General features: G+C 36.4%; 13 protein-coding genes. 7 read left to right on the top strand and 6 right to left on the bottom strand.

Annotation, left to right across the window (positions count from 1 at the left end; all coding sequences use genetic code 11):
- Positions 1-54 precede the first annotated feature (54 nt).
- The 3 genes from IW16_RS08310 to IW16_RS08300 all read right to left on the bottom strand — a co-directional run bounded on the left by IW16_RS08310 (position 55) and on the right by IW16_RS08300 (position 3,271).
- Entirely contained in the window at positions 55-840 is a 786-nt protein-coding gene (locus IW16_RS08310) for a hypothetical protein (RefSeq protein WP_034742085.1), read from the bottom strand.
- Positions 840-2,969, bottom strand: a complete 2,130-nt coding sequence (locus IW16_RS08305; RefSeq protein ID WP_034742082.1) for a S9 family peptidase — start codon at positions 2,967-2,969, stop codon at positions 840-842. The genes IW16_RS08310 and IW16_RS08305 overlap by 1 nt, the downstream gene beginning before the upstream one ends.
- 110 nt (positions 2,970-3,079) lie before the next feature.
- Entirely contained in the window at positions 3,080-3,271 is a 192-nt protein-coding gene (locus IW16_RS08300; RefSeq protein WP_034742079.1) for a bacteriocin-like protein, read from the bottom strand.
- Positions 3,272-3,401: 130 nt separating this feature from the next.
- Between IW16_RS08300 and IW16_RS08295 the strand changes: the two genes are divergently transcribed.
- Both IW16_RS08295 and IW16_RS08290 read left to right on the top strand, forming a co-directional pair.
- Positions 3,402-3,875, top strand: a complete 474-nt coding sequence (locus tag IW16_RS08295; RefSeq protein ID WP_034742075.1) for a hypothetical protein — start codon at positions 3,402-3,404, stop codon at positions 3,873-3,875.
- 10 nt (positions 3,876-3,885) lie between these two features.
- Positions 3,886-4,071 (top strand): DUF6496 domain-containing protein, encoded by a 186-nt coding sequence (locus IW16_RS08290; protein ID WP_034742072.1) that lies wholly within the window; start codon positions 3,886-3,888, stop codon positions 4,069-4,071.
- A gap of 59 nt (positions 4,072-4,130) precedes the next feature.
- Here IW16_RS08290 and glgP read toward each other — a convergent pair whose 3' ends face one another.
- Entirely contained in the window at positions 4,131-5,786 is a 1,656-nt protein-coding gene (glgP, locus tag IW16_RS08285; protein ID WP_034742069.1) for an alpha-glucan family phosphorylase, read from the bottom strand.
- 201 nt (positions 5,787-5,987) lie between these two features.
- Here glgP and IW16_RS08280 point away from each other — a divergent pair, with 201 nt between their 5' ends.
- A complete protein-coding gene (locus IW16_RS08280) occupies positions 5,988-6,785 on the top strand; it encodes a hypothetical protein (RefSeq protein ID WP_034742066.1) in 798 nt (265 codons plus the stop codon).
- A 170-nt stretch (positions 6,786-6,955) separates the two neighbouring features.
- On the top strand, positions 6,956-9,055 hold the full coding sequence (locus IW16_RS08275; RefSeq protein ID WP_034742063.1) for a T9SS type B sorting domain-containing protein: 2,100 nt from the start codon (positions 6,956-6,958) through the stop codon (positions 9,053-9,055).
- Positions 9,056-9,137: 82 nt separating this feature from the next.
- On the opposite strand, the gene IW16_RS08270 is transcribed toward IW16_RS08275, so the two are convergent.
- A complete protein-coding gene (locus tag IW16_RS08270) occupies positions 9,138-9,473 on the bottom strand; it encodes a nuclear transport factor 2 family protein (RefSeq protein WP_131327862.1) in 336 nt (111 codons plus the stop codon).
- 82 nt (positions 9,474-9,555) lie between these two features.
- Here IW16_RS08270 and IW16_RS08265 point away from each other — a divergent pair, with 82 nt between their 5' ends.
- The 3 genes from IW16_RS08265 to IW16_RS08255 all read left to right on the top strand — a co-directional run bounded on the left by IW16_RS08265 (position 9,556) and on the right by IW16_RS08255 (position 13,130).
- Complete coding sequence (locus IW16_RS08265; RefSeq protein WP_051890018.1) at positions 9,556-10,143, top strand: DUF1572 family protein; 588 nt, start codon at positions 9,556-9,558, stop codon at positions 10,141-10,143.
- Positions 10,144-10,213: 70 nt separating this feature from the next.
- Positions 10,214-11,560, top strand: coding sequence for a tRNA (N(6)-L-threonylcarbamoyladenosine(37)-C(2))-methylthiotransferase MtaB (gene mtaB, locus IW16_RS08260; protein ID WP_034742054.1), 1,347 nt, complete (start codon positions 10,214-10,216; stop codon positions 11,558-11,560).
- Between the two features lie 52 nt (positions 11,561-11,612).
- Positions 11,613-13,130, top strand: coding sequence for an FMN-binding glutamate synthase family protein (locus tag IW16_RS08255; RefSeq protein WP_034742051.1), 1,518 nt, complete (start codon positions 11,613-11,615; stop codon positions 13,128-13,130).
- On the opposite strand, the gene IW16_RS27185 is transcribed toward IW16_RS08255, so the two are convergent.
- On the bottom strand, positions 13,045-13,314 hold the full coding sequence (locus IW16_RS27185; RefSeq protein ID WP_117590632.1) for a hypothetical protein: 270 nt from the start codon (positions 13,312-13,314) through the stop codon (positions 13,045-13,047). The genes IW16_RS08255 and IW16_RS27185 overlap by 86 nt on opposite strands.
- Positions 13,315-13,655: the final 341 nt, after the last annotated feature.

Genomic DNA, 13,655 nt, shown 5'->3' with positions numbered 1-13,655 from the left:
TAATGAAATAAATAAAAATCCCTTTCAGAATTTGAAAGGGATTAAGATATTCGTTTATTTTGAAGGTGGAGGCGGCGGTACTAGATATTGTTCATATCTTTTCCACTGTTCAGCTTCTGAAAGCCCATTGATCAGTTTTTCCAGTTCTTCTTGGTTTTTCGTAAACTGTTTGCTGTAAGTATATGCTGAAATATGGCAATAACCATAAGTAGTTTGAAAATAATTATCCAGAACATCAAAAGTGCCGGTATCCAGTTTTCTGCTATAATATATATGGAACATAGGTAAACCATTCACAGTTCTGTACTCCGTACTCTTTAAAGTTGAATTATTAGGAAGATTCAAAATAGAGCCAATGGCTTCATCTTTAATAACCTCAATATTCTTTTTTTTCGAATTGATGCAGTAGAAATAGCCGTAAAGTTTTGAGTCATCTGAACTTACAAAATTATACTCAGAAAATCGAAGATTGTCACTTTCGTAAGCGTTCCATTTTTTCTTGTTAAAATAAACACCACCATCAGCATATTCACTTCTTACCAATGAATCTGCGGAGGATGGTTTTGTAAGAATCTGCTTATTGACAGGAATGTTTTCAAAAGCCTCGCGGTCTTTAATGTTTGCGTATTTCCATGTTTTATCTTTATACAGGATAAGTTTTGCCCCGTTTTCGGTAATTGCTGTTGTTTGAGAAAGTTTGAATTCATCTTTGATTTTTCTGATTTCCCAATTTCCTTCCGAAAAAACAGCAACCTCCATTTTCTCTTTTGTCAATGCCAAAGCCTGCGATTCTGCAAAAGAATAGCATAAGAGCATTGAAAAAACAAATAAATACTTCATTACAGATTCTCTATAATGAAATCAGTCATTTTCTGATATAGCTGTGGTCTGGTTTGTCCACCATAGATTCCATGGTTTTTATCAGGGTAGGCCATAAAATCAAACTGTTTTTTATTCTGGATCAAAGCTTCAGAAAATTCCATAGAATTCTGGAAGTGTACGTTATCATCAGCCGTTCCGTGAATTAACAGGAATTTACCTTTCAACAGTTTTGCATATTCTGTAGGTGAGTTTTTGTCATATCCATCCGGATTTTCCTGAGGCGTTCTCATGAATCGTTCCGTATATACAGAATCATAATATCTCCAGTTGGTTACCGGGGCTACAGCAATTCCCGCTTTGAAAACATCTGCACCTTTGGTCATCGCTAAACTGGTCATATACCCGCCGAAACTCCATCCGAACATTCCGATTCTTGATTTATCAATATAAGACTGTGTTCCGAACCATTTCGCAGCGGTGATCTGATCTTCAATCTCGTATTTTCCTAAATTCATATAAGTTGCTTTCTTGAATTTAGTCCCTTTGTATCCTGTTCCACGGCCGTCTACACAGGCAACAATATAGCCTTTCTGCACCAAGTGGTTAAACCATAAAGTATTTCCTGTGTCCCATGAATTAGCTACCTGCTGCGATCCCGGTCCGGAATACTGGAACATAAACAGAGGATATTTTTTATTCGGATCAAAATTCTTAGGCTTGATGATCCATGCATTCATTTGGTCTCCGGCACCGTTTGGAATAGTGATGAATTCTTTCTCTGAAAAGTTATCTGCTTTTAATTTCTGAAGCTGATCATTATTATTCTGAAGTTCTTTAACGGTTTTACCATTTCCGTCCTTTAATACAAAAGTGTAAGGTTTTGAAGCTGTAGAAGATGTTTCAATGAAATAGCTGTAGTTTTTACTGAAGTTGGCAGAATTATTTCCTTCAGCGTTAGAGATCAGCTGAGATTTTCCGTTTTCGATATTGACTTTGGAAATCACTTTGTTGATGCTTCCTTTTTCAGTGGTCTGAACGTAAATCTCTTTAGATTTAGGATTGAATCCATAATAATCCGTTACTTCCCAGTTTCCTTTTGTGATTTGCTTTTTAAGTTTTCCGTCTTTGTCATACCAGTACAGGTGTCGGTTTCCATCTCTTTCAGAGGCCCAAAGGAAAGAATCATCCTCAAGGAATTCAAGGGTAGGGCTGTCTGTATCGATCCATTTTTCATCTGTTTCTGTGAATAATTTCTGGATAGCTCCGGTTTTGGTATTAACCTTTAAAATATCAGAAGCATTCTGAATTCTTTCGGAAGTAACCAAAACAATTTCGTCAGGTTTTGCTGTCTGAATGACATTCGGAATATAATAATTTTTGAAAGAACTTAAATTCAGAGGCATCGTCTTTTTTGTGTCAAGACGGTACAGCTGAGCTGAAACAATAGAGTTTTTTTCTCCTGCTTTAGGATATTTGTAACGCATTTCAGCTGGATAAAGATTTTTTCCATAGATCGGAATGTAAATTTCCGGAACCTGGCTTTCGTCAGATTTTACAAATACTACAGCATCAGAATTCTTTGTCCATTCGTATTGTCTTGCATGCCCGAATTCTTCCTCATATACCCAGTCTGCAAGTCCGTTGATAATTGAATTTTTCCTGCCGTCATTTGTTATTTGAGTGATTTCTCCCGAGTTCAGATCCTGATAGAATAAATTATTTTCTACAATAAAAGCTACTTTAGTGGCGTCTGGAGAAAATCTTGGTTCCTGAAGTGCCTGCCCATCATTTAAGCTGATTGTTTTTCCTGATTTTAAATCTTTAACATCAAATTTTCCAAGGAAAGAATGTCTGTAAATAGGTTGGCTTTCTTTTAAAAGAAGAATTTTTGACTCATCATCAGAGAATTCGTAACTCTCAAATTTACCGTCAACAATATTTCCTTCCTTTTGCGAAGTTTTGTACGAATACTTAGCAATTCCTGTCGGTTCAATGACCAGATAATTCTCTCCGTTCTTCATGGAAGCAATACCGGCAATTCCTTTCCCACGGTAATATCCTGAATATATTTTATCTAAAGTGATTTCCTGTGCCGATACATTATGGAATGCCACAGCCACAGTAAGAGTTAAGAGTAATTTTTTCATTTCTAATTTTAATGATTCCAAATTTAATAATTCTTACTCATATAACGACATAAAACAACAAAAACAGGACATTGGAATCCTGTTTTTGTTGTTATTTTTACAAATACTTCTTACTCAATAGGCGGATTAAGCTCCGTTAGGCACAGAGGAACTGATGGAGTACATGGGCTGTCCAAAGCTACTGCTGCGTACCATATTTTGGTTTCACAGGTAACAGGATCTAAGCATTTTTTCATTCCAGGCAAAACGCCTCCCTTTACTTCTTTTAATTGCTCTCTTGCCATTTTTTTGAGATTTTTCATAGTGTACTATTTTTTTTGAATTACAACTTCTAAAATAATAAAAAAATTCATTATCCAGTGAATTTTTTAAAATTAACAATTTGGCAAAAAAATTGAATGTATTAATATAGAATCAAATTAAATAATAATTATGGAAACGAATGCATACAATCAGAAACTGAATCGCTACGTTTTAGCCGATCAGATCGTTTATACCGGATTTTCAAGCTTTAAAGATGCTGAAGAATGCGCAGCCAAGAAAGGAGGAACTTTAGTAGAAGTTGGATTTAAGGATGGAAACGATAACCCACAACTTACAAATGAGGCCGGGCTTATTGAAAAAAAACTCCACTATTATGTCTATGCCGGGGACGAATACAAATTTATTCACTCATCAGATCCAGGATTTAGAAAATACGCAGATGAATTGCAGAAAATAAAAGCAAATAAAGATAAAACAAGTCCCGATGAAAGGTATTTTGCCAGTTTCGAAATCGAAAATATTGAAGACCCGATTATTGTGATTAAGAATGACCATTTTGAATCGGTCACTTCCAGAGAACGTTCAAAATATTTGAAGCACGCTGAAGTTTATGAATTAGGGGTATCCCTGCCAAAATCTTAAATTTTTTATCATGAGCAAAACAAAATATTCAGATAAAGCTCAGGACAAAGTAGGAAAAGTAATGCATGAATTCAAAGAGGGAAAACTGAAATCCTCTTCAGGAGAAAAAGTTACTGACAGAAAACAGGCTATAGCTATTGGAATTTCTGAAGCTAAAGAAAAAGGCTTAAAGGTGCCTAAAAAGAAAAAGGAATAATTTCAATAAAAATTCCGTGAATACTTTTTCACGGAATTTTTTATTGAAAGGCTTTTCAACTATTTATAAAGTATTTTATAATATTCGTCTGCCATTCTATCACTATTGAAATGGTCTTTTACATCATTCATGGCATTATACTGTATTTTTCTCCATCGGTCAGGATGATCATAATACGTTGGAAGAATCTCGTTTTCAAGAATCTCATACAGTTTATTCAGATCATAAGTGTCCTGTTCGTAGATACTCATGTTTAAATAATCTGCTTTTGGAACAACAAATGAATTTTCTCCGGGCTTTGCAAATTCGGGAATCCATCCATCATCAGTAGACAGGTTTACAGATCCGTTCATCGCAGCAGACATTCCGGAAGTTCCCGAAGCTTCTCTTGGTACCCTTGGGTTATTTAACCATAAATCAGATCCCTGCTTCATAGACTTGCTTAAAGAAAGTTCATAGCCTGTAAGAACAGCCATATTTTTATGATTTTTACTTTCTTCTACCAATGTATTGAATGTGGAGATAGCAGAATAGTCCATAGGATAAGGTTTACCAGACCAAATGATCTGTACCGGATATTTTGGGTTGTTTAATAATCTGTAGAACCTTTCCTTATCATGCAGCAGCAAATCTGCACGTTTGTAGCCAGCAAATCTTCTTGCCCAGACAATGGTGAAAATATTGGGATTGAACAGGTTTCCTGTCTGATCAGCAACGATCGTAAATAATCTTTTCTTTAAATGTTTTTTGCGATAATCAAAAACGGTTTCATCATTTTCGTCCTTGGCGTTGTAAAGAGGTTTATCCGCCCAGTATTTGAATTCCTGTGCATTGGTAATAGACGTAATTTCGCAGATTCCCGGATATTTGCTCCACATCGCTCTGGAAACAGTACCATGAAGCTGGGATACTCCGTTTGCTTTTCTTGCCATTTTCAAAGCACATAACGAATGGTTGAAGCGGTCATCATCGGCACCTTCAATGCTTTTCACATCCTGCATACTGAACCCTGAGAAATAGGACATATCATAACACAGTTTCAGATTGTGTTTTTCGTTTCCTGCCTCTTCAGGAGTGTGGGTTGTGAAAACCAACTTTTCTTTTACCCTGTTTAAGTCTCCGTTATATTTTTTCAGAAGGTAGAATGCAGCGGGAAGTCCATGAGCTTCATTCAGATGGTATACATCTCTTTCGGTGTTCATTTCATCCAGTAACTTAGCTCCTCCTTTTCCTAACAGGATATATTGGGCAAGCTTTGTAGATTCGTTAGCATCATATAATTTATGACAGATGGTTTTAGAAACATGATCATTTTCAGGAACATCTGTAGAAAGGAAAAACATAGGTGCAGTGTTGAATATTTCGGGATCAAGGTACCACACTTTAACCCATACCGGTGCGCTGTGGATCTCGATCTGGAATTTTATTCCTGTGTCTTCGAGGAAACTGTACATTTTTTTTGTCCATACAGGCTGAAGGGTTTGATCATGGTTTCTGGCTTGATCATAATACCCAAACTTCCATAGAATTCCTATTCCGATAAGATCCTGTTTCAGGTTGTATGCACTTCTCATGTGGGACCCTGCCAGAAATCCTAATCCTCCTGAATATATTTTCAAAACCTGTTCGATGGCAAACTCCATCGAAAAATAAGCAGCTTTTTTAGAATATTGTGGATTGATGCTGTAAGGTATTTTAAAATTTTTAAAATCCATAAATCACAGTTTTGTATTTAGATGGCTAAAGGTATTGATTATGAAAATAAACTTTACATTAATTATTTGATAAATTAATTTAAAAGTATCTGATGAATAGTTTTTTTACCTACCTTTAATATGTAAATTTTTGAAAATCAAAAACTTCTAACGGTGAAACCAATATAGCATGTGTTCTTTGGTCACATAAAAAAATCACCCATGAAAAAGACATTTTCTGATGAGGATTTAATAAAGAATCTAAGCTTGTACTACATGAACCGGCATTTGAAAAAAAAGCCGATGGAAAAGTATCACCGTAAAATAGACGAATCTCTCCTTCATGATCGCGAAAAATACAGAAAGAAGTCTGAGATTTTACTGCTTAACTCTTTTATGCATCATTTTCCGGATGTTAAATTTGAAGATCTTACTTGCGAAAGCCCGGACTTTATCGCAAAACTTAACGATAAGAAGATCGGAATAGAATTGACCGAAGTGATCAATCATCTTGAAATGAAAAAAGTTGAAAGTAATTTAAATAAGATGTTCCGTCAGGCAGAAATATTATTAGAACAGGAAGACACCGCGAAATACCGTGGTGTTTATTTTTTAGAATTTCATCCTAATATCAAGTTTGACAATATTGATGAACAGGAAGAAAATATTGTCAGCATTTATAAGAGTATCAAAAGGAATAAGGCTGTGGGTTGTGTGAAGGGAATGAGAAAATCTTTTCACCGCAGAAATGTTTTTATCACTCATGAGTACAGCATGAATCTTTTTGATGAACTCTGCTCCGAAAAGATTCTTGAACTGATCGATAAAAAAAATGAAAAATTTCCTTATTACGATACTTCCGTAGATGAATGCTGGCTGGTGATTGTCTCAGATATGAACTCCATTGCTTCCAGATATACGTTCATTCAGGATAAAGAACACCTTCAGGAAGTGAAGAGTCCATTCCATAAAATTTTTCATCTTGAAAATTTATGTGGAAATATTACAAGTATAAAATAGTGCTTGTTTATGTTGTTATATCGTAATTATTTAATGATTTTATTTAAAATAATTTAAGATTTTCAAAAATCCATTGTTTGTGATTAAAATATAGGTATATTTGGTGTATGTGTTGTAAATCAATACATACCATGTGATTTCAAATCAAATCAACTAAAAACTATATATCTATGAAAAAACTTTTACTTCTTATTTTTTTCGGGATATCACAGACTTTCTTCGCGCAGGCAGATTGTGCGACAGCTTTGGCAGTTTGTGGTAATTCGAATATTACTTACAGTCCTTTCGGAATCGGAGCCGTTAATGAAAATTTAGGTGGATGCTTATCAACAGGTGAGCATAATTCGATCTGGTACAAAGTTACAATTGCCACGAGCGGAACCCTTACTTTTGATTTGGTTCCTAATGATCCGGACGCAGATTATGATTGGGCGATTTATGGTCCTAATGTTAGCTGTGGTAGTTTGGGCTCACCTATACGCTGTAATGCGGCAACTGTCGTAGGAGTAGGGCCGTCAACAGGATTAAATATGACCAGCACGATTACCAATGCTATTGGAGGTTCCTCTACTCCTTACTGCAGGTATTTAGATGTTGTGGCAGGACAAACCTATTATCTATACATCGATAACTGGGTTGATGTATTTAATCCAACGTTAGCTCCGTTTTCTTTAACCTGGGGAGGAACTGCCACATTGGCATCGCCTTTTACCGATCCTAATACACAGCCATTCCCATTTAATCCGCCGGGAGTTCCCGCAGCTAATCCTGCAGATCCCAGAGAAGTGATTATATGCGTTAATCCGGCTGTATTTGATTTTTCTACACTGTCTGCCGGAATTCTAAACGGAAATCCAAACTTTAATGTAAGTTATCACACAAGTCAGAATGATGCCTTAACGGGAAATAATCCTATTACTGTTCCTACAACAGTAAATACTACGTCTATTTACTATTACAGCATAGGATATACAGACCCTACCAATCCAAACAGCCCGCTCAATAAATGTAAACAGATCGGAACATTTAAGTTTAGAGATGGTAAGATCACAACAAAAAATGCAACGCTGACTCAGTGCAACAATAATAATGCAGGTACTTCGGTGTATGATCTGACAACAGCAGATGTAATTGCAGATCCGGCAGTAATCAAGAAATACTACAATACCCTTTCTGATCTCAATGCAGGAATCAATGAAATTACAAATCCAACTGCATTTACTTCCGCAGAGGCAACAATTTATGTGAAAGTGATTTCACCTTTCGGATGTACTGCGATAGCGCAAATCCTATTGAAATTTCATCCTGTAGTAGTAGTGAATGATGCTACTTTAAGATCATGTTCTATACAGACAAGTCCTTCTACAGCATCTTTTAACCTTACAGGAGCATCGGTAACCATGCAGAACGGGGCTGTGAAGAAATATTATCCTTCAGCGACAGATGCAGCCAATCAGACCAATGAAATTACTACACCGGCAGCATACATTGCTCCCAGTGGTGTTGTTTATGTAAGGGTATCTAATGCACAGGGATGCTATAATATTGCCAAAATTACTCTGGTGGTTATTGATCCCGTTTACTCAAGTGTTCTTAAAGATAAAATTATTTGCGTAGAAGATAAAACCACTTTAGATGCCGGACCTGGATTTAATGGCTACGAATGGAGTACAGGAGCAACGACGCAGGCTATCACAAATGTAGGTGTAGGTACATATTGGGTAAAACTTAAAACAGGAGACTGTATAGTATTGCAAAATGTAAAAGTATATCCGTCTGAGCAGCCTGTTGTTTCAAGTATTGAAATTTCAAGCACTACAGTGACGGTATTTGTTCTGGGGGGAACTCCTGCTTACAAATATTCAATGGATAATATCAACTGGCAGGATTCCAATGTATTCAGTAATGTCAAAAGAGGTGACGCTACTATTTTTGTAAAAGATTCTTATGACTGTGATCCTATAGAAATCAGCATAGTGGTTCCTAATCTGATCAATGTGATCACTCCAAACGGTGACGGTTATAATGATGTGATTGATTATTCAGCATTAGCGAATAAGAAAAACCTTGTGATGAATATCTTTGACCGTTATGGCACTATGATTTTCCAGGTAGATAAATCAACGGGCTATAAGTGGGACGGAACCATCAAAGGCGGTGTGAAAGTGACAACAGGAAACTATTGGTATTCTGTAGGCTGGAACGAAAATGATAAAATGAACACACCAATCAAGTATTCAGGATGGATTGTGGTTAAAAACAGAGATTAAGCTTTTTTAATAATAAACTATTTAAAGATAAAACCATTTCGAAAGAAGTGGTTTTATTTTGGTCTTATGAAAGATAAAGCCTTTAATTAAAAGCTTGTGTATCTTTAAAATAATCAGAAAGATAAATGATTTTTCCTGCTTCCGAAAAATGGACAACCGTACAGATATTATTTTCATAGATGCCTTTATTAATCATGGTTCCGTACGACTTAGTCTGATAGAAATACTTTTGATCTCCCAGTGGGAAAATTTCAAAGACCTGCCATTCAATACAGTCATACTTTCGGAAGATAGCTTTGAATAAAGCTAAAATTCTATTCTTCCCTGAAATTTCTTTCGTGGGAGGAATCCAGATTACACTTTCATCTGTAAACCATTTTTCGAGATGTTTAATATCTAACGAATTCAAATCCTTCATAAAATCACTGATCTGACATACCATATTACGATTTACTTTTATATACGGGAAAATGAGTAACTTGGTTTTTATTTTAGATATAATGAAAGATCTTTTTATTACACGTTTTAAGTATTATAAATCCCTAGGAGATAAATCATTCGAACAGCTTTCCGATGAGCAGATCTTCTGGCAGTTTAATGAGGAAAGCAATTCTATTGCTGTAATTGTAAAACATATAGCGGGAAATATGCTTTCAAGATGGACTAATTTTTTCACGGAAGACGGAGAAAAATTATGGAGAAAGCGGGATGATGAGTTTATCAATACATTCAAAACAAAGGATGAAGTCGTAGATTATTGGGAGTCTGGCTGGAAGTGTCTTTTTGAGGCTTTGGAACAGATTAATGATCATAACTTATCTGATATAATTTACATAAGAGGAGAATCGCACTCAGTAATTGATGCTGTTTTTCGCCAGCTTGCCCATTATCCCTATCATATCGGGCAGATCGTGTATATTGCGAAGATGATGAAAAATGATCATTGGAAAACACTTTCTATTGCAAAAAATAAGTCTCAGGAATTTAATAATGAAATGAAAGACAGGTTTTCCGGTGAAAATGAAGAACCCAATTCATCTCCCGTATGCTTTCAAAACAGTTCTGAAGTAAGGGACGAATATAAATAATAGACTGAATCGATTTAGAATTCTTATTAAAATTACTATCTTTGCACCCATAAAATTCAGGAGTAAATAAATGTCTACTTTTCACGGAACTGCCGCATTTCATACACTTGGCTGCAAATTAAATTTTGCGGAAACATCTACTATTGCCCGTCAATTGACAGATGCAGGCTATGATAAAGTCAGTTTTGATGATAAAGCGGATGTCTATGTGATCAATACCTGTTCAGTAACTGAAAACGCTGACCGTGAGTGTAAACTTCACGTGAAGAGAGCAATGAAAGCCAATCCGGAAGGACTGGTAGTTATCGTAGGATGTTATGCTCAGCTGAAACCTGAAGAAATTTCGCAGATCGACGGTGTAGATCTTGTCCTTGGAGCTAAAGAGAAGTTCAATATCTTAAGTTACCTTGATGATCTTGAGAAGATGGAGAATGAAGGAATAGTTCATTCGTGTGAAATTGAAGAAACCGATTTTTTTATAGGAAGTTATTCCATTGGTGACCGGACAAGAGCTTTTCTGAAAGTTCAGGACGGATGCGACTATAAATGTACGTACTGTACCATTCCACTGGCAAGAGGAATTTCACGCTCAGATACTATTGAGAATGTCATTAAAAACGCCACAGAAATTGCTGCAAGGGATATTAAAGAAATTGTTCTCACAGGAGTCAATATAGGGGATTACGGAAAAGGTGAATTTGGTAATAAAAGACATGAACATACGTTCCTTGATTTAATTTCCGAACTGGATAAAGTAGAGGGAATTGAAAGAATACGTATTTCTTCTATTGAGCCAAATCTTCTGAAAGATGAAAGTATTGATCTTGTTTCGAAAAGCAAGAGCTTTGTTCCTCATTTTCATATTCCGCTGCAGTCGGGGTGCGATGATCTGTTGAAAAAAATGAAACGTCGTTATCTTACGAAGCTGTACAATGACAGAGTAAACAAAATCCGCGAGGTAATGCCTGATGCGGCTATCGGTGTAGATGTCATTGTAGGATTCCCGGGGGAAACGGAAGAAAAATTCATGGAGACTTATAATTTCCTGAATGAGCTTCCAATCACTTATCTTCACGTTTTTACCTATTCTGAAAGAGAAAATACAGAAGCTGCCGATATGGATGGGGTAGTTCCTATTCCGGAAAGAAAAAAACGTAATAAAATGCTTAGAATACTTTCTGAAAAGAAAAAAATGGCATTTTATCAGACCCAGCTTGGGAAAACGCTTCCTGTTCTTTGGGAGCACGAAAATAAAGATGGAAAAATGTATGGCTTCACTGAAAACTATGTGAGAGTCCAGAAAGATTTTGATCCTGCATTCGTAAATCAGATTGAATTTCTAAATTTAGAAAAAATCCTGTCAGATGGCACGGTTTCTGTGCAATCATCCTTCGAAAGTTTTTTAGCAAAAGCGTAGTCTCTTTGCGAAATTTCCACTAAATTTATTTTAACTTTTAAATACTACATTCATGAGAGATAAGTTTTTATCTTGGGGAATTGTATTAGTAACTGCTACATGGATCGTCGCATTACTGATCAGAGCGCATTATTGGATACCCATCCTGTTATCTGCCATCTATGCATTGGGTGTTTACAATGCTTACCAGTCGAAACACGCTATTTTGAGGAACTTCCCGGTCTTGGGTTACTTCAGGTACTTTTTCGAAAGTATTTCACCCGAAATGCAGCAGTATTTCATCGAAAGGGAAACAGACGGGAAACCATTTCCCAGAAACCAGCGTTCTGCAGTCTACAGACGAGCGAAAAATCTAAGTGATACCGTTGCTTTCGGAACGCAGTTAGAAGTTAACCACAGAAAATATGAGGGGATCAAGCATTCTATCTATGCAAAATCACCTGTAGAAGAACTTCCGAGAGTATGGGTGGGAGGAGAACAGTGTACTCAGCCCTATCATGCCTCATTATTTAATATTTCGGCAATGAGTTTTGGAGCGTTAAGTGACAGAGCACAGATGTCACTGAACAGAGGTGCGAAAAAAGGAAATTTTTATCATAATACTGGTGAGGGGGGGATTTCTCCATACCATATGGAGGGCGGAGACCTTTGCTGGCAGATCGGAACCGGATATTTCGGATGCCGTGATGAAGAGGGGAAATTTAATCCTCAACTGTTTGAAAAGTACGCAACCCTTCCCAATGTAAAGATGGTGGAAATTAAGCTTTCTCAAGGAGCAAAACCAGGACATGGAGGAGTGCTTCCGGGTGTGAAAAATACACCTGAAATTGCGAAGATCCGTCACGTCACGCCAGGAATGACTGTTATTTCACCACCGTCTCACAGTTCATTTTCTGATGCTGCAGGTCTGTTAAGATTTGTACAGAAACTGAGAGAACTTTCTGGGGGTAAACCGGTTGGCTTTAAACTTTGTATTGGGGATACCAAAGAATTTGAGGATATCTGTGTACAGATGAATGTTTTAAAAATTTATCCGGATTTTATTACAATAGATGGAGCAGAAGGAGGAACCGGAGCTGCACCGCCGGAATTTTCTGATGGAGTAGGAATGCCGCTGGAACCAGCTTTGATTTTCGTTAATAGAACGCTTAATAATTATAATTTAAGAAGTAAATTAAGAGTGATTGCCAGTGGAAAAGTACTGACGAGTTTAGATATACTTAGGGCTGTAGCAATGGGAGCTGATATGTGTAATAATGCGAGAGGCTTTATGTTTTCATTAGGATGTATCCAGGCTTTAAGATGTAATAACAACAACTGTCCTACAGGTGTTGCTACTCAGGATAAAATGCTTGTTAAAGGACTTGATGTGACTGATAAAAGTGAAAGAGTATATCACTTCCACAAAAATACGTTGCATACCTGTAATGAACTGATTGCAGCAGCAGGAAGAACTTCTTATGAAGAAGTGGATGCCACCATGTTTATGAGAGGAGATGAATTTGACCATCTGGCTGATCTTTATTTCCCTGATATTCTGGGAAATGTAAAGCAGAAAGCAAGATCATAAAGAAAATAAAAAACGCCTTCATTATGAAGGCGTTTTTTTTACTGTATATTTTTTGATTTATTCCTGATCTGTAGGTCTTGCTTTTCTTCCATACACCTGAAAATTGAAACTGAAAGAATAGTTTCTTAAAGAATTGTTTCCGATATACGGATAATGAGGATCTCTTGCAAAAGCAGCTCTTGATGGAACAAGGATTACTCCCTGAAGATTATAGGGACTTCCGCTTGGAATATTATCAAAAGCTTTGAACTTCTTAATGGCTTCCTGGAAACCTTCAATTTCATAATAACTTCTGGTTAGTCCATTAGTTAAAAACGCTTTTTTAACATAAAAGAATGCCGGATCAATCATTGGAATAGCATTGTCGTTAATAGTATTCACCATTTTCAGGGTTGAAATGAAAGCTACATTTCCATCCGTATTAGTTGCTAAATGGGCATTAGCTTTTACCATAAGGGTAAGAATATCGTTTGTTTCTATAGTTTGAGGATTTTCAGTTGGCTGTGCGCCTTCTCTCATAATGTA

It is taken from the genome of Chryseobacterium vrystaatense (genome assembly GCF_000737765.1).
GTDB lineage: Bacteria > Bacteroidota > Bacteroidia > Flavobacteriales > Weeksellaceae > Chryseobacterium > Chryseobacterium vrystaatense.
This window is presented reverse-complemented; position numbering and strand designations above follow the sequence as displayed.

Excerpts from the sequence above, each read along its gene's own strand:
- IW16_RS08310 (WP_034742085.1), bottom strand. The coding sequence starts at position 840 with ATGAAGTATTTATTTGTTTTTTCAATGCTCTTATGCTATTCTTTTGCA.
- IW16_RS08305 (WP_034742082.1), bottom strand. The coding sequence starts at position 2,969 with ATGAAAAAATTACTCTTAACTCTTACTGTGGCTGTGGCATTCCATAAT.
- IW16_RS08300 (WP_034742079.1), bottom strand. The coding sequence starts at position 3,271 with ATGAAAAATCTCAAAAAAATGGCAAGAGAGCAATTAAAAGAAGTAAAG.
- IW16_RS08295 (WP_034742075.1), top strand. The coding sequence starts at position 3,402 with ATGGAAACGAATGCATACAATCAGAAACTGAATCGCTACGTTTTAGCC.
- IW16_RS08290 (WP_034742072.1), top strand. The coding sequence starts at position 3,886 with ATGAGCAAAACAAAATATTCAGATAAAGCTCAGGACAAAGTAGGAAAA.
- glgP (WP_034742069.1), bottom strand. The coding sequence starts at position 5,786 with ATGGATTTTAAAAATTTTAAAATACCTTACAGCATCAATCCACAATAT.
- IW16_RS08280 (WP_034742066.1), top strand. The coding sequence starts at position 5,988 with ATGAAAAAGACATTTTCTGATGAGGATTTAATAAAGAATCTAAGCTTG.
- IW16_RS08275 (WP_034742063.1), top strand. The coding sequence starts at position 6,956 with ATGAAAAAACTTTTACTTCTTATTTTTTTCGGGATATCACAGACTTTC.
- IW16_RS08270 (WP_131327862.1), bottom strand. The coding sequence starts at position 9,473 with ATGAAGGATTTGAATTCGTTAGATATTAAACATCTCGAAAAATGGTTT.
- IW16_RS08265 (WP_051890018.1), top strand. The coding sequence starts at position 9,556 with ATGAAAGATCTTTTTATTACACGTTTTAAGTATTATAAATCCCTAGGA.
- mtaB (WP_034742054.1), top strand. The coding sequence starts at position 10,214 with ATGTCTACTTTTCACGGAACTGCCGCATTTCATACACTTGGCTGCAAA.
- IW16_RS08255 (WP_034742051.1), top strand. The coding sequence starts at position 11,613 with ATGAGAGATAAGTTTTTATCTTGGGGAATTGTATTAGTAACTGCTACA.